Source organism: Pseudomonas sp. H3_D04 (assembly GCF_054669175.1).
On record NZ_CP162801.1, the window covers coordinates 2,921,527 to 2,942,487 of the forward strand.

At 59.9% G+C, this 20,961-nt stretch carries 20 protein-coding genes; 11 read left to right on the plus strand and 9 right to left on the minus strand.

Annotated features, from left to right (window positions below):
* Positions 1-228: 228 nt before the first annotated feature.
* Genes AB4N91_RS13435 through fabI form a run of 6 tightly spaced genes read left to right on the plus strand, consistent with a single transcriptional unit; the run spans position 229 to position 8,402 of the window.
* Positions 229-2,037 (plus strand): extracellular solute-binding protein, encoded by a 1,809-nt coding sequence (locus tag AB4N91_RS13435; protein WP_370655179.1) that lies wholly within the window; start codon positions 229-231, stop codon positions 2,035-2,037.
* The gene (locus AB4N91_RS13440) at positions 2,034-3,875 is read left to right on the plus strand and encodes an extracellular solute-binding protein (RefSeq protein ID WP_010459787.1); all 1,842 of its coding nucleotides are present in this window, start codon (positions 2,034-2,036) and stop codon (positions 3,873-3,875) included. Before AB4N91_RS13435 ends, AB4N91_RS13440 begins: the two co-directional genes overlap by 4 nt.
* A gap of 4 nt (positions 3,876-3,879) precedes the next feature.
* Positions 3,880-4,953: a microcin C ABC transporter permease YejB gene (locus AB4N91_RS13445; protein ID WP_010459785.1), complete on the plus strand. Its 1,074-nt coding sequence runs from the start codon at positions 3,880-3,882 to the stop codon at positions 4,951-4,953.
* 1 nt (position 4,954) lies between these two features.
* Positions 4,955-5,974, plus strand: a complete 1,020-nt coding sequence (locus AB4N91_RS13450; RefSeq protein ID WP_010459784.1) for an ABC transporter permease — start codon at positions 4,955-4,957, stop codon at positions 5,972-5,974.
* Between the two features lies 1 nt (position 5,975).
* Entirely contained in the window at positions 5,976-7,586 is a 1,611-nt protein-coding gene (locus AB4N91_RS13455; protein ID WP_010459782.1) for an ABC transporter ATP-binding protein, read from the plus strand.
* A gap of 21 nt (positions 7,587-7,607) precedes the next feature.
* Positions 7,608-8,402 (plus strand): enoyl-ACP reductase FabI, encoded by a 795-nt coding sequence (gene fabI / locus AB4N91_RS13460; RefSeq protein ID WP_077749640.1) that lies wholly within the window; start codon positions 7,608-7,610, stop codon positions 8,400-8,402.
* A 203-nt stretch (positions 8,403-8,605) separates the two neighbouring features.
* Here the strand turns inward: fabI and AB4N91_RS13465 are convergent, their stop codons facing one another.
* Positions 8,606-9,817 carry an NHL repeat-containing protein gene (locus AB4N91_RS13465; protein ID WP_154911792.1) on the minus strand — a complete coding sequence of 404 codons (1,212 nt, stop codon included), beginning with the start codon at positions 9,815-9,817 and terminating at the stop codon, positions 8,606-8,608.
* 195 nt (positions 9,818-10,012) lie between these two features.
* Entirely contained in the window at positions 10,013-10,879 is an 867-nt protein-coding gene (locus tag AB4N91_RS13470) for a LysR family transcriptional regulator (protein ID WP_010459776.1), read from the minus strand.
* A gap of 114 nt (positions 10,880-10,993) precedes the next feature.
* Here AB4N91_RS13470 and AB4N91_RS13475 point away from each other — a divergent pair, with 114 nt between their 5' ends.
* Both AB4N91_RS13475 and AB4N91_RS13480 read left to right on the plus strand, forming a co-directional pair.
* Positions 10,994-11,419 carry a VOC family protein gene (locus AB4N91_RS13475; protein ID WP_010459775.1) on the plus strand — a complete coding sequence of 142 codons (426 nt, stop codon included), beginning with the start codon at positions 10,994-10,996 and terminating at the stop codon, positions 11,417-11,419.
* Positions 11,416-12,693, plus strand: a complete 1,278-nt coding sequence (locus tag AB4N91_RS13480; protein ID WP_154911793.1) for an amidase — start codon at positions 11,416-11,418, stop codon at positions 12,691-12,693. Before AB4N91_RS13475 ends, AB4N91_RS13480 begins: the two co-directional genes overlap by 4 nt.
* Here AB4N91_RS13480 and AB4N91_RS13485 read toward each other — a convergent pair.
* The 5 genes from AB4N91_RS13485 to AB4N91_RS13505 form a co-directional block, all read right to left on the minus strand.
* Positions 12,684-13,277, minus strand: coding sequence for a GGDEF domain-containing protein (locus AB4N91_RS13485; RefSeq protein ID WP_010459770.1), 594 nt, complete (start codon positions 13,275-13,277; stop codon positions 12,684-12,686). The two genes, AB4N91_RS13480 and AB4N91_RS13485, sit on opposite strands and share 10 nt — an antisense overlap.
* A gap of 74 nt (positions 13,278-13,351) precedes the next feature.
* Positions 13,352-13,930, minus strand: a complete 579-nt coding sequence (locus tag AB4N91_RS13490; protein WP_010459768.1) for a hypothetical protein — start codon at positions 13,928-13,930, stop codon at positions 13,352-13,354.
* 1 nt (position 13,931) lies between these two features.
* A complete protein-coding gene (locus AB4N91_RS13495; protein WP_460112549.1) occupies positions 13,932-16,100 on the minus strand; it encodes a xanthine dehydrogenase family protein molybdopterin-binding subunit in 2,169 nt (722 codons plus the stop codon).
* Positions 16,101-16,124: 24 nt separating this feature from the next.
* A complete protein-coding gene (locus AB4N91_RS13500; protein ID WP_010459764.1) occupies positions 16,125-16,580 on the minus strand; it encodes a (2Fe-2S)-binding protein in 456 nt (151 codons plus the stop codon).
* A 382-nt stretch (positions 16,581-16,962) separates the two neighbouring features.
* Positions 16,963-17,808 (minus strand): oxidoreductase, encoded by an 846-nt coding sequence (locus AB4N91_RS13505; RefSeq protein WP_077750505.1) that lies wholly within the window; start codon positions 17,806-17,808, stop codon positions 16,963-16,965.
* Positions 17,809-17,921: 113 nt separating this feature from the next.
* On the opposite strand from AB4N91_RS13505, the gene AB4N91_RS13510 reads away from it, so the two are divergent.
* The gene (locus AB4N91_RS13510; RefSeq protein ID WP_460112550.1) at positions 17,922-18,839 is read left to right on the plus strand and encodes a LysR family transcriptional regulator; all 918 of its coding nucleotides are present in this window, start codon (positions 17,922-17,924) and stop codon (positions 18,837-18,839) included.
* Here the strand turns inward: AB4N91_RS13510 and AB4N91_RS13515 are convergent.
* Positions 18,836-19,030, minus strand: coding sequence for a hypothetical protein (locus AB4N91_RS13515; protein ID WP_186353686.1), 195 nt, complete (start codon positions 19,028-19,030; stop codon positions 18,836-18,838). The genes AB4N91_RS13510 and AB4N91_RS13515 overlap by 4 nt on opposite strands.
* Positions 19,030-19,278, minus strand: a complete 249-nt coding sequence (locus tag AB4N91_RS13520; protein WP_154911796.1) for a transmembrane sensor/regulator PpyR — start codon at positions 19,276-19,278, stop codon at positions 19,030-19,032. Before AB4N91_RS13520 ends, AB4N91_RS13515 begins: the two co-directional genes overlap by 1 nt.
* A 266-nt stretch (positions 19,279-19,544) precedes the next feature.
* On the opposite strand from AB4N91_RS13520, the gene AB4N91_RS13525 reads away from it, so the two are divergent.
* Entirely contained in the window at positions 19,545-20,042 is a 498-nt protein-coding gene (locus tag AB4N91_RS13525) for a VOC family protein (protein WP_077750508.1), read from the plus strand.
* A gap of 35 nt (positions 20,043-20,077) precedes the next feature.
* A complete protein-coding gene (locus AB4N91_RS13530; RefSeq protein ID WP_169857960.1) occupies positions 20,078-20,911 on the plus strand; it encodes an AraC family transcriptional regulator in 834 nt (277 codons plus the stop codon).
* The last annotated feature ends 50 nt before the right edge of the window (positions 20,912-20,961 follow it).

Genomic DNA, 20,961 nt, shown 5'->3' on the forward strand with positions numbered 1-20,961 from the left:
GGTGTGTCAGGAATTATAAAAATTTTCAGGTTTTGGGGCCGCTTCGCAGCCCAGCGGCAGCAAGCTCCCTCGCCACAGGCACAGCACCTGCCGCATCGTCACCTCGGCAATTAACAGCGCATTAACCCCCTGTCTTTTTCCTGTCGATACAAGCTGTTACTGTACGGCCCACAAAGCCCAAGCCGCCTGGATCGGATCTCTGACTTGAAGCGTCCCCTCCTCCTCTTCCTGATCAGCCTGGCCTTGAGCTCCACCGCAAGCGCGACGATCAGCGAAAGCCATGGTTATGCGCAGTTCGGCACGCTCAAGTACCCGGCCAGATTTACCCACTTCGACTGGGTCAACCCGCAAGCGCCCAAGGGCGGTACGTTGCGGGTGATGGCGTTTGGCACCTTCGATACGCTCAACCCCTACACATTCAAGGGCTCAAGCCCGGTTTCCACCGCCAATTTCCTGCAATACGGCATCAACGAGCTCAACGAACCGCTGATGGTCGGCACCGGTCAATACGCGCCGTCCGGCGATGAGCCGACCTCCAGTTATGGCCTGATCGCGCAATCGGTGGAGTACAGCGAGGACCGCAGTTGGGTGGTGTTCAACCTGCGCCCCGAAGCGCGCTTTCACGACGGCACGCCGATTACCGCCTACGACGTGGCGTTTTCCTACCGCTTGCTGCTCAAGGAAGGTCACCCGCAGTACCGCACCAGCCTTCAGGAAGTGTTGCGGGTCGACATCCTCAACCCGCAGCGCATTCGATTCGTCTTCAAGCGTGCCGGCAATCCGTTGCAGATCCTGCGCCTGGGCGAATTGCCGGTGCTGCCGCAGCATTACTGGAAAGGTCGCGACTTCAAGGCTACAACCTTCGAACCACCGCTGGGCAGCGGGCCTTATCGCATCACCTCGGTGACGCCAGGACGCCAGATCATTTTCGAGCGGGTCAAGGATTACTGGGGCAAGGACCTTCCGGTCAATCGTGGCAAGTACAACGTCGACCGCATGGAAGTCGAGTTCTACCGCGACAGCGATGTGGCGTTCGAAGCCTTCAAGGCCGGCGAATTCGACATTTACATCGAGCACCAGGCGAAGAACTGGGAAAACGGTTACAACTTCCCGGCCGTGCGCCGTGGAGACGTGATCAAGGCGCAGATCCCGCACCAGATCCCGACCCAGACTCAGGGTCTGTTCATGAACAGCCGGCGCCCGATCTTCTCCGAGACCAAAGTCCGTGAAGCCATGGGGCTGATGTTCGACTTCGAGTGGACCAACCGCACCCTGTTCAGCGGCGCCTACAAGCGCGCCATGAGTTACTACCCCAACAGCGAATTCTCCGCCACGGGCCTGCCGGTCGGTCATGAATGGCTGTTGCTCAAGCCCTATCGCGAGCAATTGCCCGCCAAGCTCCTCACCGAGCCGTTCAGCCTGCCAAAGACCGACGGACGCGGCATCCCTCGGGAAACCATGCGCAAGGCCCTGGCGCTGCTTGCCGAGGCCGGGTGGAAGCTCAATGGACAACGGATCGAGAACGCCAAAGGCCAACCGCTCAAGCTCGAGATCCTGCTGGTCAACCCGAACCTGGAGCGCATCCTTCAGCCTTACGTCGAGAACCTCGCCAACATTGGCATCGATGCGCGGCTGCGCACAGTGGATCGCGCGCAGTACAAACAACGCCTCGATCAGTTCGATTTCGACATGATCCTGATGACGCTCAACCAGACCCTCAGCCCGGGCCTGGAGCAATGGCAGTATTTCCATTCTGGCCAGGTCGGGGTCAAGGGCAGTAAAAACTACGCCGGCATCGCCAACCCGGTGGTCGATCACCTGCTCGAACAATTGCTCGCCGCGCAAACCCGCGACGAACAAGTGGCCGCCGGCAAAGCCCTGGACCGGGTCTTGTTGTGGCAGCACTACATGATTCCCAACTGGTACCTCAATTATCACCGCCTGGCCTACCGCAACCGGTTCGCCTTCGTCACCACGCCGCCCTATACACTGGGCCTCTCCGCGTGGTGGCTGAAATCTTCGGAGAAAGATCGATGAAGCCCCTATGCGCACTGCTGATGCAGGCCAGCGGTCTGCTGTTCGCCGGGCTGGCCTGCGCCGCCCCGCAACACGCCGTGACCCTGTACAACGAGCCGCCGAAATATCCGGCCGACTTCAAGCATTTCGACTACGTGAACCCCGACGCCCCCAAAGGCGGAATCTTTCGCCAGGCCGGGTTCGGCGGCTTCGACAGCCTCAACCCGTTCATCAGCAAAGGCGTACCGGCCGACGACATCGGCATGATCTACGACACCTTGGCCAAACAGGGACTGGACGAACCGTTCACTGAATACGGGCTGGTCGCCGGCAAGATCGAGAAAGCCCCGGACAACAGCTGGGTGCGCTTCTACCTGCGTCCTGAAGCGCGCTTCCACGACGGCCATCCGATGCGCGCCGAAGACGTGGTGTTCAGTTTCCAGATGCTGACCAAAGAAGGCGCCCCGCTCTATCGCGGTTACTACAGCGATGTCGAGGAAGCGGTCGCCGAAGACCCGCTCACCGTGCTGTTCAAGTTCAAGCACAACAACAACCGCGAACTGCCGCTGATCCTCGGCCAGTTGCCGGTGTTGCCCAAACACTGGTGGGCCAATCGCGATTTCAACAAAGGCAACCTCGAAATACCGTTGGGCAGCGGCCCCTACAAGGTGACCGACGTGAAGGCCGGGCGTTCGATCCGCTACGAGCGGGTCAAGGATTACTGGGGCAAGGACCTGCCGGCCAACCGTGGCTTCTACAATTTCGACGTGATGACCACCGATTACTACCGCGACAACACGGTGGCGCTGGAAGCCCTCAAGGCGGGGCAGTTCGATTACTGGCTGGAAATGAGCGCGAAGAACTGGGCCAACGCCTACAACATCCCGGCGGTCACCGAAGGCCGATTGAACAAGGAACAGATCCCGAACGGCAACCCGACCGGCATGCAAGGCTTTGTGTTCAACCTGCGCCGTCCGGTGTTCCAGGACGTGCGCGTGCGCCAGGCATTTACGTTGCTGCTGGACTTTGAATGGACCAACAAGCAACTGTTCAACGGCGCCTACGTGCGTACCCGCAGTTTCTTCGAAAACTCGGAAATGGCCGCGACCGGCCTGCCCGACGCCGATCAGCTTGAAATTTTGAGTCCGTTCCGCGGCAAGATCCCCGAGCAGGTATTCAGCGAAGCGTTCCAGAACCCGATGACCGACGCCAGCGGCATGATCCGCGCCCAGCAGCGCAAAGCCTACCAACTGCTGCAAGAGGCGGGCTGGCGGATCGTCGACGACAAGATGGTCGACGCCAACGGCAAACCGGTGACCATCGAGTTCCTGTTGGCCCAGACCGAATTCGAACGCGTGCTGCTGCCGTTCAAACGCAACCTCAGCGACCTGGGCATTGACCTGGTGATTCGTCGGGTCGATGTCTCGCAGTACATCAACCGCGTGCGTTCACGGGACTTCGACATGATCGTCGGCAGCTTCCCGCAATCCAACTCGCCGGGCAACGAGCAGCGCGAGTTCTGGATGTCCGCCGCGGCCGACAAACCCGGCAGCCGCAATTCCATGGGCCTCAAGGACCCGGTGGTCGATCAACTGGTCGAACAACTGATCAACGCCGATTCGCGCAAAAGCCTGGTGGCTCATGCCCGGGCACTGGACCGCGTGCTGCAATGGGGCTATTACGTGATCCCCAACTGGCACATCAAAACCTGGCGCGTGGCGTACTGGAACCACATCGGTCGCCCGAAAGTCTCTCCCAAGTACGACATCGGCACCACTACCTGGTGGGTCAAGCCTGATGCGAAACCTGCGGTAGAAGTCGAAACCAAACTGCAAGCCGACCCTGCGGGCACGGAGTAATCAGATGCTGGCGTATATTTTTCGGCGACTGCTGCTGATCATCCCGACCTTGCTCGGCATTCTGCTGATCAACTTCGTGATCATCCAGGCCGCCCCCGGTGGGCCGGTGGAGCAGATGATCGCCAAGCTCGAAGGCTTCGAAGGCGCCACCAGCCGCATTGCCGGCGGCGGTGCCGAAGTCTCGGTGGCCGGCTCGGCCTATCGCGGCGCGCAGGGCCTGGACCCGATGCTGGTCAAGGAAATCGAGCACATGTACGGCTTCGACAAATCGGCGCCGGAACGCTTGTGGATCATGATCAAGAACTACGCCACCCTGGACTTCGGCGACAGTTTCTTCCGCGACGCCAAGGTCATCGACCTGATCAAGGAAAAGATGCCGGTGTCGATCTCGCTCGGGCTGTGGAGCACGCTGATCATGTACCTGGTGTCGATCCCGCTGGGGATCGCCAAGGCAACGCGACACGGCAGCCACTTTGACGTCTGGACCAGTTCGCTGATCATCGTCGGTTACGCGATCCCGGCGTTCCTGTTTGCGATCCTGCTGATCGTGGTGTTTGCCGGCGGCAGCTACCTGGACTGGTTCCCGCTCAGGGGACTGACGTCGAACAACTTTGATGAGCTGAGCACTGGCGGCAAGATCCTCGATTACTTCTGGCACCTGGCATTGCCGGTGACCGCGCTGGTGATCGGCAACTTCGCGACCATGACCCTGCTGACCAAAAACAGCTTCCTCGACGAAATCAACAAGCAGTACGTGGTCACTGCCAAGGCCAAGGGCCTGACCAATCACCGTGTGCTTTACGGTCATGTGTTCCGCAATGCGATGCTGCTGGTGATCGCCGGCTTCCCGTCGGCGTTTATCGGGATCTTCTTCACCGGCTCGCTGCTGGTGGAAGTGATCTTCTCCCTGGACGGTCTCGGTTTGATGAGTTTCGAGGCGGCGATCAACCGCGATTACCCGGTGGTGTTCGGCACGCTGTTTATCTTCACGTTGCTGGGGCTGGTGGTGAAACTGATTGGCGATTTGACGTACACCTTTGTCGATCCGCGCATCGACTTCGAAAGCCGGGAGCATTGAGATGAATCTGTCCCCGCTCAATCGCCGGCGTTTCGAACTGTTCAAGGCCAACAAGCGTGGCTGGTGGTCGCTGTGGCTGTTTCTGGTGCTGTTCGGCCTGAGCCTCGGCGCCGAACTGATTGCCAACGACAAACCGCTGGTGGTGCATTACGACAACGGCTGGTATTTCCCGGCGCTCAAGCGCTACCCGGAAACCGCGTTCGGCGGCGAATTTCCGCTGGAGGCCAACTACAAGAGCCCGTACATCCGTGAATTGCTCAAGGCCAAGGATGCCTGGGTGCTGTGGGCGCCGATCCCCTACAGCTACCAAAGCATCAATTACGATCTGAAAGTCCCGGCGCCGGCGCCACCTTCGGCCGACAACCTGCTGGGCACCGACGACCAGGGCCGCGATGTGTTGGCGCGGGTGATTTACGGCTTCCGGATTTCGGTGCTGTTTGCCCTGACGCTGACCATTCTCAGCTCGATCATCGGCGTGATCGCCGGGGCCTTGCAGGGGTTCTATGGCGGCTGGGTGGATCTGGCCGGGCAGCGTTTCCTGGAAATCTGGTCCGGGCTGCCGGTGTTGTATTTGCTGATCATTCTCGCCAGTTTCGTGCAGCCGAACTTCTGGTGGCTGCTGGGCATCATGCTGCTGTTCTCGTGGATGAGCCTGGTGGACGTGGTGCGCGCCGAGTTCCTGCGCGGGCGTAACCTGGAATATGTGCGCGCGGCCCGGGCGCTGGGGATGCAGAATGGCGCGATCATGTTCCGCCACATCCTGCCCAACGCCATGGTTTCGACCATGACCTTCATGCCGTTCATTTTGACCGGAGCCATCGGCACCCTGACCGCCCTCGACTTCCTGGGCTTCGGGTTGCCGCCGGGTGCGCCGTCCCTGGGTGAACTGGTGGCCCAGGGCAAATCCAACCTGCAAGCACCTTGGCTGGGCATGAGCGCGTTTGCCGTGTTGGCATTGATGTTGAGTTTGCTGGTGTTCATCGGCGAGTCCGCTCGCGATGCCTTCGACCCGAGGAAGTGAAATGAATCAGGACAATCTGATCGAAGTGCGCGACCTGGCCGTCGAGTTCGTCGTCGGCGATCACTGCCAGCGGGTGGTGGAAGGCGTCAGCTTCGACATCAAGCGCGGCGAAACCCTGGCCCTGGTTGGCGAAAGCGGCTCAGGCAAATCGGTGACCGCGCATTCGATCCTGCGACTGCTGCCCTACCCGCTCGCCCGGCATCCGTCCGGGACCATCGAGTATTCGGGGCAAGACCTGCTGAGTCTGAAAGAGAAAACCATCCGCCACATCCGCGGCAACCGGATCGCGATGATCTTCCAGGAACCGATGACCTCGCTCAATCCGCTGCACTCGATCGAGAAGCAGATCAACGAAGTGCTGGGTATTCACAAGGGCCTTGTCGGCAAAGTGGCGACCAAGCGCACCCTGGAATTGCTGGAAATGGTCGGCATTCCTGAACCGCACAAGCGCCTCAAGGCTTTACCCCACGAGTTGTCCGGTGGCCAGCGCCAGCGGGTGATGATTGCCATGGCCCTGGCCAACGAGCCGGAACTGCTGATTGCCGACGAGCCAACCACCGCGCTGGACGTGACCGTTCAGCTGAAAATCCTCGAATTGCTCAAGGAATTGCAGGCCCGCCTGGGCATGGCATTGCTACTGATCAGTCATGATTTGAACCTTGTACGAAGAATTGCGCATCGCGTATGTGTCATGCAGCGCGGTTGCATCGTCGAACAGGCATCGTGCGAAGAGTTGTTCCGCGCGCCGCAGCATCCGTACACTCGGGAACTGCTGGCAGCGGAGCCCAGCGGGACGCCTGCGACCAACGTGATTGGCCCGCCGCTGCTGCAGGTCGAGGACCTGAAAGTCTGGTTCCCGATCAAGAAAGGCTTTCTGAAAAAGACCGTTGACCACATCAAAGCGGTGGACGGGATCAATTTCAGCCTGCCTCAGGGCCAGACCCTGGGGATTGTGGGAGAAAGCGGTTCGGGCAAGTCGACACTGGGTTTGGCGATTTTGCGGCTGATCGGCAGCAAAGGCGCCATCCGGTTTGAAGGCAAGCAGCTAGACTGCCTGACGCAGGCCGAGGTTCGGCCGTTGCGCCGGGAGATGCAGGTGGTGTTTCAGGACCCGTTTGGCAGCCTGAGCCCACGGATGTGCGTGAGCCAGATCGTCGGCGAAGGCCTGCGGATCCACAAGATGGGCACCGAGGCGGAACAGGAACAAGCGATTATTGCGGCATTGAAGGAGGTAGGCCTGGACCCGGAGACCCGGAACCGCTACCCCCACGAATTTTCCGGTGGGCAGCGGCAGAGAATCGCCATTGCCCGGGCATTAGTGCTAAAACCGGCGTTGATTTTGCTGGACGAGCCGACATCGGCCCTCGACCGCACCGTGCAACGCCAAGTGGTGGAGCTGCTGCGCTCACTGCAAACCAAGTACAACCTGACGTATCTGTTTATCAGCCATGACCTGGCTGTCGTCAAGGCGCTGAGCCACCAGCTGATGGTGGTCAAGCAGGGCCAAGTGGTCGAACAGGGAGACGCGCAAAGTATCTTTGCCGCCCCCCAACATCCGTATACACAGCAGTTGCTGGAAGCCGCTTTCCTGGCTCCGGCCACTGCGCAATAACCTGAAAGAGAGGAGCAACACATGGGTTTTCTCGCCGGTAAGCGCGTACTGATCGTCGGTGTCGCCAGCAAGCTGTCCATCGCATCCGGCATCGCTGCCGCCATGCATCGCGAGGGCGCTGAGCTTGCCTTCACTTATCAGAACGACAAACTCAAGGGTCGTGTCGAAGAGTTCGCACAAAGCTGGGGTTCCAACCCTGACCTGTGCTTCCCGTGCGACGTGGCCAGCGATGAAGAAATCGCCAAGGTTTTCGTTGAGCTGAGCAAGAAGTGGGACGGACTGGATTGCATCGTGCACTCCGTCGGCTTCGCCCCGGGCGACCAACTGGACGGCGACTTCACCGAAGCCACCACCCGTGAAGGTTTCCGCATCGCTCACGACATCAGCGCCTATAGCTTCGTGGCCCTGGCCAAAGCTGGCCGCGAAATGATGAAAGGCCGCAATGGCAGCCTGCTGACCCTGTCGTACCTGGGTGCCGAGCGCACCATGCCGAACTACAACGTAATGGGCATGGCCAAGGCTTCGCTGGAAGCCGGCGTGCGTTACCTGGCCGGCTCCCTGGGCCCGGACGGCACCCGCGTCAACTGCGTATCGGCTGGCCCGATCCGCACCCTCGCCGCTTCCGGCATCAAGAACTTCCGCAAGATGCTGGCCGCCAACGAAGCGCAAACCCCGCTGCGTCGCAACGTCACCATCGACGAAGTCGGCAACGCCGGCGCCTTCCTGTGCTCGGACCTGGCGTCCGGCATCAGCGGCGAAATCATGTACGTAGACGGCGGCTTCAACACCACTGCGATGGGTAGCCTGGAAGAGTGATCTTCCGCTAGCCAATAAGAAACCCGCCTCGTCTGGCGGGTTTTTTATGCCTGCATTATCAAGCCCGACGCAAATCCCCTGTGGGAGCGAGCCTGCTCGCGATTGCGGTCTGACATTCAGTATTGATGTTGACTGACACACTGCAATCGCGAGCAGGCTCGCTCCCACAAGGATTTGTGGCTTGCGTGGTCGTAAAGACGCTATCAGCTCAGGATACCCAAGACTTTCGGACCTTGAGCTTCACTTGAGTCCAGATTAACCGCGAGGATGAGTCGATTGCCGGTGCGCTGGACAATAATGTCATTCACCCGGCCAGCTTGCTGTCGAACCACCCCAGAATCACCGAAAGAAGTGTCTAGCTCACCGCCCTCGGTGGTACGCAGCCAGTACAGGTTTTGCACAGGAAAATTCTCACTCCCTGCGACCACGATTTTTTTATCCGGCTGTACGGTGATGGACGGGATGTTTATAAAGCCGGAACCCAGATCAACCACCAACGGCGCTCCATTGTTAAAGGTCTTATCCGAGGTGCCATCACCCAATACCCGTTGCACGGAAACATAACGGTTGCCATCGTTATTAATCGACGTGACAGCGGCGATGATTATCTTGTCATCATCCACCACCATCGAGCCAAAACCAGCGTAGTTTTTGTCTTCCCAAAATCCGTCAATGCCGAAGGTTTTGTTCAACGTGCCGTCTCGGTTGTAGCAAGCCAAGACCGCGTTCGGCACTGATGTGCCTGATGCCGGGCGGTCAACAATCCCAAACACAACGATGCGCCCGTCTGACAGGACGCCGATACTATGAATCGTGGTAATCGGCCCCTTGAATCTGACTTCAAATCCAGTGTCGGGATGACCTTGGTCATCCAGGGTGTATACCCTACCTGCCGAATCGATAGTTGTGCCCTCGCTGTCCGCCAATTGGTAACTTGCGGCCACTAACACATGGTTATCAGCAGTGAGGCATCCCGTAGGTCCGAATGTCTGCAAACCCTGCTCCGGAGGGACGGGGTCTACGGGTAAAGGCAGCATTTTTGTGCCAAAGACTAAATCAGGACTTCCTCCCTCGTTGAATCGCGTGATCGCAGCCTGCCGGATAAAGGGCTCATTACCCGAGTTACCAATCAACAGGAATTTGCCGTCTCTTCGAGCAAGTAAACGTGTGAAACTTTCGAATTGGCCTTTGGCGAAGTCCCACGCGAACGGTTGGAAGGTCGGATCGGAAGTGCCATCAGCCATGGCCCGATAAACCCATGAGACACGGCCTGTTTGAGCCACGTAAAGAAGTTTGCCGGCAGATGTTTCAACGACACACTGAGACGAACCTTGGGGAATATTGATCATACCGTTGTCAGCAAATCCCACATCCAGGTCACCTGGTGCTTGCTGCGTGTTGGCTTGCGCTGTCATGCCGTTATCCTCCTGAAGTAAGGGCTCCATGCAATCAGGGGAATGCCAACAAACATCCATCCCGACAGCCAGATCCGTTTGACAGCGCCACCCTAATGCGAAAGCCGACACGCATATCACTGTCATAAATAACAGTCTTACTGTCTTCAAGAGCCAAAATTCATTCTTTACAGCACATACACTGCCACGCCTGCGTTAGCCGGCAGGTTGCGCCAGGCACTTGGCAAACAACAGCTGGATCGGCTGCGTGCGTTGGCTGTAGCGCTGCAACAAGACAATCTCCCGATAAAACGTCAGCTCGCCCAGCGCGATGATCCTGACCTTCGCCCCATGTTCAAGCCATAACCCGGCCTCGGGCAGCAGTGAAACACCAAACCCGCATTCAACCATTTTCACAATGGCTTCCAGCTCATCCATCTCCATCGCCACGTGCACATCAATCTGCTGTTCACGCAAAAATCGCGTAATCAGGCGCCCTCCGAATGAGTTACGGTCGTACCGCACGTGCGGCTGGCTCGCGAGGATCTGCAGCGGATCATCGCCCTCAAGATCCATCGGCACGATCAATACAAACGGTTCCCGGCGAATCACCTGCGCCGACAGCTCCTTGGGCAGTTCGAAGGGCGGCTTGATCAATATCGCCAGATCCACCTCACCCGTATCGACCTGACTCAGCAGGCTCAACGACACGCCCGGCACCAGTTTCGGTTCCAGCAGCGGTGCCTGCTCCCTCAAGCGCAAAAATGCCTGAGGTAGCAACCCGGTCTGGACCGTGGCCACCGCACCGATTTTCAACTCGCCACGGTACTCGCTGACGTCCTCACTGACGGCCATCCGGCTAAACGTGTCGAGGATCTGCTGTGCCATCGGCAATGCCCGTTGCCCTGCGGCATTCAGAATCGCCTGTCGCCCGGTGCGATCGAACAGGCGGATGCCCAGCGCCTTTTCCAGGTTGCGCATCTGCGCGCTGACCGCCGACTGCGTCAGACCGATGTGCATGCCGGCGGCGGCGAATGTGCCGTAGCGTGTGACGGCGACGAAGGTTTTCAATTCGCGCAGCATTGGACTTCTCGATTGATCGAAATAATTTGAGCTCGACGCAAAAACTATCGTCTTTCAATCAAAAATCATAGCGCTAAACTCAGCCTCATCTCCTGACAATCCGAGGCGAATCCGATGCAACTCTCCCCTTTTCACTTGGCTGTACCGGTTTACGATCTGGCCGCTGCCCGGCGTTTCTATGGCGAAGTCTTCGGTCTTGAAGAAGGCCGTTCCAGCGAGCATTGGGTCGACTTCAACTTTTTCGGTCATCAACTGGTGATTCACCTGGCACCGAAAAACGCTTCACAGGAAGCGGCGCACACCAATGCCGTGGACGGTCATGACGTACCGGTGCCGCATTTCGGTGTGGTGCTGGGGATGGCGGAATGGGAGGCGCTGGCCGAGCGCTTGAAAGGCCTTGGGACACGCTTCGTGATCGAGCCAGGCATCCGCTTTCAGGGATTGGTGGGCGAGCAGTCCACGATGTTTCTCTTCGACCCTTGCGGCAACGCGTTGGAGTTCAAGGCATTTAAAAACATCAGCCAGTTGTTCGCCAAATGAACCGCCCAGCCCTTGACGCGACCACCCTCAGTGAAGCGGTAGTCAATGGCGATACGACCGCTGCCGCCATCGCCGAATCCTTTCTTGAGTGCATTCAGGCGCGGGAGCCGGAGATTCAGGCGTTCGTCTCGTTCGACGACCGGCAGGTGCGTGCCGATGCTGCGCAGATCACCGGGCGCGGCCTGCTGGCCGGCGTCCCCGTCGGCATCAAGGACATCTTCGACACGGCCGCCTACCCCACGCAATTTTTCTCGCCCATCTACGCCAACCATCAACCGTCCCGGGATGCCCACGTCGTGACGCTGCTGCGCCAGGCCGGGGCGCTGATCATGGGCAAGACCCACACCACCGAATTTGCCTACATGCACACTGGCCCGACCCGAAATCCTCACGATCTCGCTCGCACGCCGGGCAGCTCCAGCGCGGGTTCGGCGGCGGGGATGGCAGCGGGTTTCTTTGCGGTGGCGCTGGGCACCCAGACGGCTGGCTCGCTGCTCAAGCCGGCGTCCTATTGCGGCCTCTTCGCCTACAAACCGTCCCTGGGACTGGTGTCGCTTGAAGGTGTAAAGCCGCTGGCGCCGAGCTTCGACACCGTGGGCTGGTATGGACGATCGGTGCGCGATCTGCACCTTGTGGCGCGGGTGTTGATTCCCGGTTTTGTAGTGCCGGACGTCGAGCGGCGTCCACTGCGGCTGGGTTTCTGCCGCACCTCACGCTGGGATCAGGTAGACGCCGAGGTGGCCTGCGCTCTGGAGCAGGCCACGGATCAGTTGCGCAGCGCCGGCCATTATGTGAGCGAACTGGAACTGCCCGATGAGTTTGCCGCAGTGTTCGACGACCATCAGCTGATCAACGATTGCGAAGGTGCCCGCTCGCTGGCCAAGGAATTCCAACGCCACCGTGCTCAACTGAGCCCATCGACACTGGCCATGTTCGAGCGAGCGGCGGCAACAACCTGGGAGCAGGAATCCGCTGCCAAGGCGCGCCTGGCCACCCTTGCGCCCCGTTTGAGTGAGCTTTGCCAACCGTTCGACGCCATGCTCGGCGCCTCCTGCGGGATGGTCGCGCCGATGGGCCTGGAAAGCACCGGACCGTCGGATTTCATCAAGTTCTGGGGGGCGTTTGGCTGGCCGCAGGTGAACGTCCCGCTGGTGCGCGCCCACCCCATGTTGCCGGTCGGGCTACAGATCATCGGGAAGTTCAGGGACGATGGCCGGCTGTTGCGAACGGCCGCCTACGTTGCCGCAGCGTTGCAAGGCGCCGCTCAGCAATGATCCGTGTCGTGCATCGCCTTATCGGCCAAGGTCAACACGTCTTCCGCTGTCGGGTTTAGCCGAGCATCAAACTCGACCTGGCCAATGCTGAAGTGAATGGCAAAACTGCGATTCGCCGTGGCATTGCGCTCGGCGAGTATTTCTTCGAGCCGGGCCTTGATCGCGGACAGCTCGACAACGCTTGCACCCGTCAACAGGGCGACAAACTCATCGTTGCCCAGTCGACCAATCACATCGCTTTCGCGAAAGGCGATACGCAGCACGTCAGCGAAGGTCTTCAGGGCGTGATCACCCTCGGCGCGCCCGTACAGATAGTTGATTCGCTTGAAGTTATCGAGGTCGAAAAACAGCAGCGTCGCCGGCAGCCCCAGTTGCTGGCAGGCGTCCATCCCCTGTTGGGCCAGCGCTGTAAAACCGTGGCGGTTGGGCAGCAGCGTCAACTCGTCCATGCTCGCCATCTGCACGCCCATCAGTTCTTGCTCGGCCTTGCGGGCCAGGTCACGCAGCAGCTCACGCTCCTGCAGTGGCGAACGTAACGGGTCTGTACAAGCACCGCGCTTGACCGGTTTGCCTGGGATCAGCATGACTCACTCCATTGGCGGGTATGTACTTTAGAGTCGTGCATACCCGGTTTGACTCCCTGTTAACGGACCGCCGGTCAACTGCCCTGCACCGGACACGGGCCTCCAGCGGTCGCCCACAGCTTGAATTGGGTGACGAAAATGTCGTGCGGCACCGGCACCGGCGCCCTTCCCTCACCCGGATTCCAGCCCCAGAGCACCAGTTTGTCCTCGGTGACGTGCTTGATCAGGGCCGCGAAATCACGGTCACCATTACTGGAGCGATCCTTGATCATCGCGCACAACTGGTCGGCCGGCAGCCCGATCCAGGCCATCTTGTGCGCCGCGGGCGGCAAGCTCCAGTGCGGCGCCCCCGGTGGCGTATGCGGCCCGTAACTGGCGGGCGGATTGGCCTCGGCGTGACAGGTCGCGCAGGGCAAACCCGCTGCGCCCTTGCCGTCCATCCCGCGCACTACGCTCATGGCATGGGGGATGCCTGCGTCGAACTGCAACGGCGAATCGCCCGGGATATGACAGTTCTGGCAACGCGGACTTTGAAAGACCTTCTGCACCGTATCAAACGCCTTGATGGCTTCCTTATCGTCAGCAAACAGGTGCTCGGCATAGCTGACCAAGCCGATCAACACCACCGTCCCCAGAATCAGATGTCGTCTCATCTCACACCCCCGACAGTTGCAACGGCAGTTCCCGCAAGCGCTGCCCGGTCAGGGCGAACACCGCGTTGGCCACTGCCGGCGCCGTGGGTGGGACGCCGGCTTCGCCAATACCGCCGGACCGTTCAGTGCTCGGCACGATATGCACTTCGACCACCGGCATTTCGTTGAGCCGCAGCACCTGATAGTCGTGGTAATTGGATTGCACCACCTGGCCGTCCTTGAACGTCAGTTTGCTGTGCAAGGTAAAGCCGAGGCCGAAGGTGATGCAGGACTCCATCTGCGCCGCGATGCTCATCGGGTTGACCGCAATCCCGCAGTCCACCGCGCACACCACCCGATGCACGCGGATTTTCAGGTTGTCCTGGGACACCTCAGCGACCTGCGCGACGTAACTGCCGAAAGACTCATGCACCGCCACACCCAAGGCATGGCCGTCCGGCAGTTCCGCCTTCCAGTTGGCTTTTTCGACGGCGAGGTTCAGCACACCCAAATGTCGCGGATGCGCCTTGAGCAAGGTTCGTCGGTATTCCACCGGATCCTTGCCAGCCGCCTCCGCCAGTTCATCAATCAACGACTCCATGACAAACGCCGTGTGGCTGTGCCCCACCGAACGCAGCCACAACACGCTGATGCCGGTAGTCGGCGAGTGCAGTTCCACCTGGTGATTGGCCAGGTCTTCAAGGTACGGGCTGTCGGCAACACCTTCGACCGAGGTCTTGTCGATACCGTCCTTGACCATCGTCGCCTCCATCATGGTGCCGGCCATGATCGACTGACCGACCATCACATGCTTCCAGGCCACAGGCATGCCGCCAGCATCCAGGCCGATCCGTGCCTGATGCAGGAACACCGAGCGGTAATAACCGCCGCGGACGTCATCCTCCCGGGACCAGACGGTTTTCACCGGCCCGCCTGCCGCCTTGGCGACCTGCACGGCTTCAGCGACAAAGTCCGAGGTCGGATTGGCCCTGCGACCGAAGCCGCCGCCGAGGAATTCGGTGTGGATTTCAACCTGCTCGGGTTTGAGCCCGGTGATCTTGCCCGCGATCATTTGATCCAGGGTCTGGAACTGCGTGCCGGTCCAGATCTCGCACTTGTCCTTGCTGATTTTCACCGTGCAATTGAGCGGCTCCATCGGCGCATGGGCCAGGTACGGCACGCTGTATTCGACATCGACGGTCTTGGCCGCCTTGCCCAGCGCGGCGGTGGTATCCCCGGCCTTGCTGGCCGAGACGCCAGGCGTGGTCGCGAGTTTGCGGAAGCTTTCCAGCAATTTCTGGCTGTCGAGGCCGGCATTCGGCCCCAGGTCCCACTCGACCTTCAGCGCATCGCGCCCCAGCTTCGCCGCCCAGTAATGGTCGGCAATCACCGCCACGCCGGTGGGCACCTGCACCACTTTATGCACGCCCGGCACGGCCAGCGCTTCGGCGCCTTCGAAAGATTTGACGCTGCCGCCAAACACGGGTGAGCGGGCGACCATGGCGGTCATCAAGCCCTCAAATTGCACGTCCATGCCGAACTTGGCCCGGCCGGTGATTTTCTCCGGGGTGTCCAGGCGCTTGGTGGGTTTGCCGATCAGTTTCCAGTCCTTGGCCTCTTTGAACTTGATCGAAGCCGGATCGGGCACCGGCAGCTTGCCGGCGTCGTCCGCCAGTTCGCCGTAGGTCGCGCGATTGTCGCCGGCAATGACCACGCCTGACTCGGTGTGAATCGCCGAGGGCGCGACGTTGAAACGCTTGGCGGCCGCGTCAACCAGCATCAGACGCGCTGCCGCGCCGGCCTGCCGATAGCGATCGAACTCCATCCAGGTCGAGGTCGAGCCGCCGGTGATCTGCATCCCGCCGAAACCCGCCATGCCGTAGTCAGCCGCCGAGGCGGGTGAATGTTCGACGCGGATTTTCGACCAGTCGGCGTCCAGCTCTTCTGCGATCAGCATGGTGAGGCCGGTCCAGATGCCCTGGCCCATTTCCGAGTGGCCGAGCAGTACGGTGACGACGTTGTCGTTGCCGATCCGTAAAAACGCATTGGGCGCAAACACGTTGCCTTCATTCTCCGCCCCCACGGCAAAGCGATGGGCACCGGGAATGACGAACGCCACCACCAGACCTCCGCCCAACAGCGCGCTGCCCTTGAGAAAACCGCGACGTGACACCGGGTTGATGCTGTTCATGTTCAGACTCCCTTCAACGTGGCATCAACCGATCTCGGCGGCGCGTTTGACCGCGGCGCGGATCCTTGGGTAGGTGCCGCAGCGGCAGATATTGCCGGAGAGCGCCTGATCGATGTCGCTGTCGGTGGGTTTGGGGATTTTCGCCAGCAGCGCGGCGGCGGACATGATTTGCCCGGACTGGCAGTAACCGCACTGCACCACGTCGAGTTCGGCCCAGGCTTGCTGCACTGGGTGCGAACCATCCGTGGACAGGCCTTCGATGGTGAGGATTTTTTGCCCGTGGGCCACCGCGGTGGCGGGCGTGATGCACGAGCGCAGCGGCGCGCCGTCGACGTGCACGGTGCAGGCGCCACACTGGGCCATGCCGCAACCGAATTTGGTCCCGGTCAGGTGCGCGACATCGCGCAGGACCCAGAGCAGCGGCATGTCCGCGGGGACATCCAACTCCTGATCCTTGCCGTTGATATTCAGGGTCAGCATTGCGAATTTCCTCAGACTCACGGTGTTCTGAAGGGGCGTCGCTGTGACACGGAATGCCTACGCGCGCCTCCGGTTATCCCTACAGCTAAGCGCAAAATGCCGGGCGAGACCGGTTCATCGACCACCGGTCAAAAAAAGGCCACCTTGATGGATGGCCTTGGAATGAGGTTTTGTAGTGATGGCGCTTGGGCGGCTAGCGGGCTTTTGTGCCTGGTGGGCATTTGTGGCGAGGGCGCTTGCTCCCGCTCGACGGCGAAGCCGTCGCAAAATCAGCTATCACGGTTTTTCTGGTGTACCGGGTTTGGAGGGTTTGGGGCCGCTTCGCAGCCCAGCGGGAGCAAGCTCCCTCGCCACAGCAGCTCCCTGGCCACAAAGATTGCGATCAGTAGTCGGTGGACACCGACACCTCGCGCCACGTCTGCAACTCATCAGCGACGAAGGCGTTCTTGGCTTCGATCGCCGCGACGCAATCACTGCCCATCGGCAAGCGCAGCGGTGCCTTTTTTGCTTCCACCAGGATAATCATGGCCTGGGCGAGCTTGTCCGGGTCGCCCGGCTGGTTCAGGGTCACGGCCTTGGCAATTTTGCGCACCTCACCCGCCGTGCTGTCGTAGTCGGCAATCGTCGACGGGGATTCGACCAGGGAGTTGCCCTCGAGGAATTCGGTCCGGAAATATCCAGGCTCAACCACGGTGACTTTGACGCCCACAGGTGCCAACTCGGCGTGCAACGCCTCGCTCAGGCCTTCGACGGCAAACTTGGTCGAGCAATAGACGCCAAACCCCGGCCCCGACGCGTAACCCCCCACCGAAGACAGGTTGATCACATGCCCACTGCGGGCGGCGCGCATGTATGGCAACACGGCCCGAGTGATGTTCAGCAAACCGAAGACGTTGGTTTCGTACACACGGCGCACTTCATCGGCGCTGGCTTCTTCCACCGCGCCCAGCAAACCAAAGCCGGCGTTGTTGACCAACACATCGATGCGCCCGAAATGCTCGATGGCGGCCTTGGCGACCGCAACGCCTTGCGCTTCGTTGGTGACATCCAGGGACACGGCGAGCAACGCGGGTTGAGTGCCGAAACGTTGGGTGACGCTGCTGGCATCACGGGCGGTGGCCACCACGGCGTCGCCATTGGCCAGTGCAGCGGCCGCGATCTTGGCGCCGATACCGCGGGAAGCGCCAGTGATAAGCCAGACACGTTTGAAGGTGTGGGAAGTGGTCATGAATCGAGTTCCTTGTTTGGGTTGGGGTGAGCACAAGGTACGCAGGAAGATTGGTCTGAAAAATGCCCTCGTGTTACAAGCACTATGAAACTGTCTTTCATAATGGCGTCGATATGAATCGCGATCCTTTCGATGGCTTGACCGAGTTTCTGGCGGTGGCCGAGCACAAAAGCTTCACCCTCGCCGCCACCCGGTTGGCGGTGACGCCCACGGCGGTCAGCCACGCGATCAAACTGCTCGAGCGGCGCACCGGCGTGTTGCTGTTCCAGCGCACTACGCGCCGGGTGGCGTTGACCGAGGCTGGCGCCAGCCTGTTCGCTCGCTTGCGTCCGGCGGCCAGTGAAATCGACGAAGCTTTGGCGGTGCTCAGCGGTTTTCGCGACCAACCGATGGGCACGTTGCGCATCACCGCGCCACGCCTGTCCGGCGCCTTGTTGATCGAGCCGCTGATGCCGCTGTTTCGCCAGGCTTATCCGCAGGTCAGCCTCGACATTTCATTGGACGACGCCACAGTCGACTTGATGGAAAGCGGTTTCGATGCCGGGATCCGGCTGGGAGAGTCCATCGAGAAAGACATGATCGCCGTGCGCCTGACACCGGACCTGCAATGGTCGGTGGTGGGTTCGCCAGCGTACTTCGCCAAGGCCGGCAAACCGCTCAGCCCGGAAGAACTGACCCGGCATGCGTGCATCGGCTTCCGCTTCGCCAGCTCCGGCAGCGCGCATCGCTGGGAGTTTCGCCGCGACGGGCGAGACTTCACGGTGGGCGTCGAGAGTGGCGTGCTCGTCAATGATCGCAAGCTACTGATCAGCGCCGCCCGAAACGGGCTCGGATTAGCTTACGCCTGCAACCTGGAGATCATCGACGAGCTGGCGAACGGTCAGCTGGAGCGAGTGCTGCAGCCGTTTGTGCCGCTGAGTTCGGGGTTGTACCTGTACTTCCCCAGCCGTACCCAGACTCAACCGAAACTGCGCGCTTTCATCGACATGGCCACGCAGTGGATCGCTGATCGCGGCGGCCTTGGGCGTTAGAGTCTCGGCTTAAGCAGGATACTGGTGTAGTGCATGAAAAACAGGCCGAAAGCGCCGCGCCACAGCAGCGCCGAGAGCCCCAGCCCCCACCCGGAAAACGGTACCGGAAACACCCGGCTCGCACCGGCGATCGCCAGAAAGAAGGGTCGAAAGCCGAGACTGAAAAGGGGTGCAGCGGCGAGTCTGCGCATCAGGCCACAGCCCTGACCAAACCTTTACTCAACCGATGCTGGGCCAGCAGGCGCATCACGTAGCCGATCTTGAGCAAGGTCGGCCCGACGATGGTCATGGCATGCATCATCACCAGCGCCACGATTGGCACATGGCCGCCGTAGAGATACGCGCCGTAGATGCCCGCCAAAAGCAGTGCCAGACCCGCGCCCAGCACGCGACTCGACAGGTTCAGAACGTTCTGAGGATTGTTGAAGAACTCGAACATTTTTCCGTACTCCTGAAGCAGTTCAGTTGTACGTTTTACGTATCAAGTCTCATGCCAGTTTTTTAATCCTTCCAAATCAGCACCCTGAAGCGATATGAGTCATAACGACCACTCTCGTTAATGGTCTATATGACTCACATAAGTGTCATTTTGACTCAATCGCACACTAAGACCTGAGGGTAAATGTCGATCTACGGTCCAGCCAATCGACTACAAGCTGGCTACGCTGATAATCCAGCATGAATCACCCGTAGAGGAGCATCATCATGCAACGCGTGCAAAAACTGACGCCCTGCCTCTGGTTCGACAATCAGGCCGAAGAGGCAGCGAAGTTTTACTGTTCGATCTTCGATCATTCGAAAATCACTGCCATCACTCACTACGGCAAGGCCGGCCAGGAGGTTCATGGCATGCCCGAAGGCTCTGTGATGACGGTCAGCTTCGAACTCGACGGGCAGCCCATGACAGGCCTCAATGGCGGCCCGGTGTTCACGTTCAGCGAAGCGATTTCGTTTCAGGTCAACTGCCAGACCCAGGAAGAAGTCGACTATTTCTGGGGCTCGCTTTCCGCCCATCCGCAGAACGAGCAGTGCGGTTGGGTCAAGGACAAGTTCGGCGTGTCCTGGCAGATCGTGCCGGTCGCCATGATGGACATGCTCAAAGACCCCGACACGAAGAAATCCCAACGCGCCATGCAAGCCATGATGCAGATGAAAAAGCTCGACATTGCCGCGTTGCGACGAGCCTTTGACGGCGAGAGCTAATACACTCCGTTGCCGGCCTGCCGAGGACATTGACGATGAAGCACACCTTTGCCAAAGACGCTGACACGGCACCCCGTTTCTGGCGAGACGATGCCCTGCCCTTCATCGAGGCCCGTTCCATCGCCGACGGCCGCGAGGTCTGCTACACCCGGCATTCCCACGAGCACTTTTCCATCGGCGCGATCACCGCCGGGCGCAGTACTTACCTTCATGAGCAAGCGCAGTTCCAGGTCAGCGCCGGCACCGTGGTGTTGATGAACCCGGATGATGTCCATGCCTGCAATCCGATCGACGACCAGCCGTGGTCATACTTGATGCTGTACGTCGAAACGCCTTGGCTGACCGATTTGCAGCGTCAGCTCGGCTTCAGCCAGGACGCCGCCTTCAGACGGTTTTCCGTCACCCACACCCGCGATGGCAACCTGTTCGACGGCCTCAACAGCTTGTACGAAATACTGGTTGATCCCTGGCAGGACGTGTTGTGCAAACACAGTGCGGCGGTGGAGTTTTTTACCGATGTGCAACAGCGGCTAAACCCGGTCGATCAAGCGTTGCGCGAACCCAATTTCAAGCTGGAACGGGCCGCCGACTACATTCGTGACAACTGTACACACCCACTCAAGCTCGAAGATATTTGCGACGCGGCTCAACTGTCTCCGTCCTACCTGATTCGCGCCTTCAAGCACCATTACGGCATGACGCCCCATGCCTTTCTGGTCAACCGGCGTATCCAGTTCGCCCGTGATCAACTGCGCAATGGCAAGTTGATTGCGGAGGTAGCACTGGAAGCGGGATTTGCCGATCAGGCGCATTTCCAGCGGGTATTCAAACAGCATCTGGCAGCGACACCGGGACAGTATCGAGGCTAAGCACGCCGTTGATAAAAAATGAGTTCAGTTTGCTGCACGGTCTCGATTGA

Coding starts and splice junctions, on each gene's coding strand:
- AB4N91_RS13480 (WP_154911793.1), top strand. CDS start 11,416: ATGAACCGCCCAGCCCTTGACGCGACCACCCTCAGTGAAGCGGTAGTC.
- AB4N91_RS13465 (WP_154911792.1), bottom strand. CDS start 9,817: ATGACAGCGCAAGCCAACACGCAGCAAGCACCAGGTGACCTGGATGTG.
- AB4N91_RS13515 (WP_186353686.1), bottom strand. CDS start 19,030: ATGCGCAGACTCGCCGCTGCACCCCTTTTCAGTCTCGGCTTTCGACCC.
- AB4N91_RS13475 (WP_010459775.1), top strand. CDS start 10,994: ATGCAACTCTCCCCTTTTCACTTGGCTGTACCGGTTTACGATCTGGCC.
- AB4N91_RS13455 (WP_010459782.1), top strand. CDS start 5,976: ATGAATCAGGACAATCTGATCGAAGTGCGCGACCTGGCCGTCGAGTTC.
- AB4N91_RS13530 (WP_169857960.1), top strand. CDS start 20,078: ATGAAGCACACCTTTGCCAAAGACGCTGACACGGCACCCCGTTTCTGG.
- AB4N91_RS13445 (WP_010459785.1), top strand. CDS start 3,880: ATGCTGGCGTATATTTTTCGGCGACTGCTGCTGATCATCCCGACCTTG.
- AB4N91_RS13470 (WP_010459776.1), bottom strand. CDS start 10,879: ATGCTGCGCGAATTGAAAACCTTCGTCGCCGTCACACGCTACGGCACA.
- AB4N91_RS13495 (WP_460112549.1), bottom strand. CDS start 16,100: ATGAACAGCATCAACCCGGTGTCACGTCGCGGTTTTCTCAAGGGCAGC.
- fabI (WP_077749640.1), top strand. CDS start 7,608: ATGGGTTTTCTCGCCGGTAAGCGCGTACTGATCGTCGGTGTCGCCAGC.
- AB4N91_RS13440 (WP_010459787.1), top strand. CDS start 2,034: ATGAAGCCCCTATGCGCACTGCTGATGCAGGCCAGCGGTCTGCTGTTC.
- AB4N91_RS13500 (WP_010459764.1), bottom strand. CDS start 16,580: ATGCTGACCCTGAATATCAACGGCAAGGATCAGGAGTTGGATGTCCCC.
- AB4N91_RS13505 (WP_077750505.1), bottom strand. CDS start 17,808: ATGACCACTTCCCACACCTTCAAACGTGTCTGGCTTATCACTGGCGCT.
- AB4N91_RS13525 (WP_077750508.1), top strand. CDS start 19,545: ATGCAACGCGTGCAAAAACTGACGCCCTGCCTCTGGTTCGACAATCAG.
- AB4N91_RS13485 (WP_010459770.1), bottom strand. CDS start 13,277: ATGCTGATCCCAGGCAAACCGGTCAAGCGCGGTGCTTGTACAGACCCG.
- AB4N91_RS13490 (WP_010459768.1), bottom strand. CDS start 13,930: ATGAGACGACATCTGATTCTGGGGACGGTGGTGTTGATCGGCTTGGTC.
- AB4N91_RS13520 (WP_154911796.1), bottom strand. CDS start 19,278: ATGTTCGAGTTCTTCAACAATCCTCAGAACGTTCTGAACCTGTCGAGT.
- AB4N91_RS13450 (WP_010459784.1), top strand. CDS start 4,955: ATGAATCTGTCCCCGCTCAATCGCCGGCGTTTCGAACTGTTCAAGGCC.
- AB4N91_RS13510 (WP_460112550.1), top strand. CDS start 17,922: ATGAATCGCGATCCTTTCGATGGCTTGACCGAGTTTCTGGCGGTGGCC.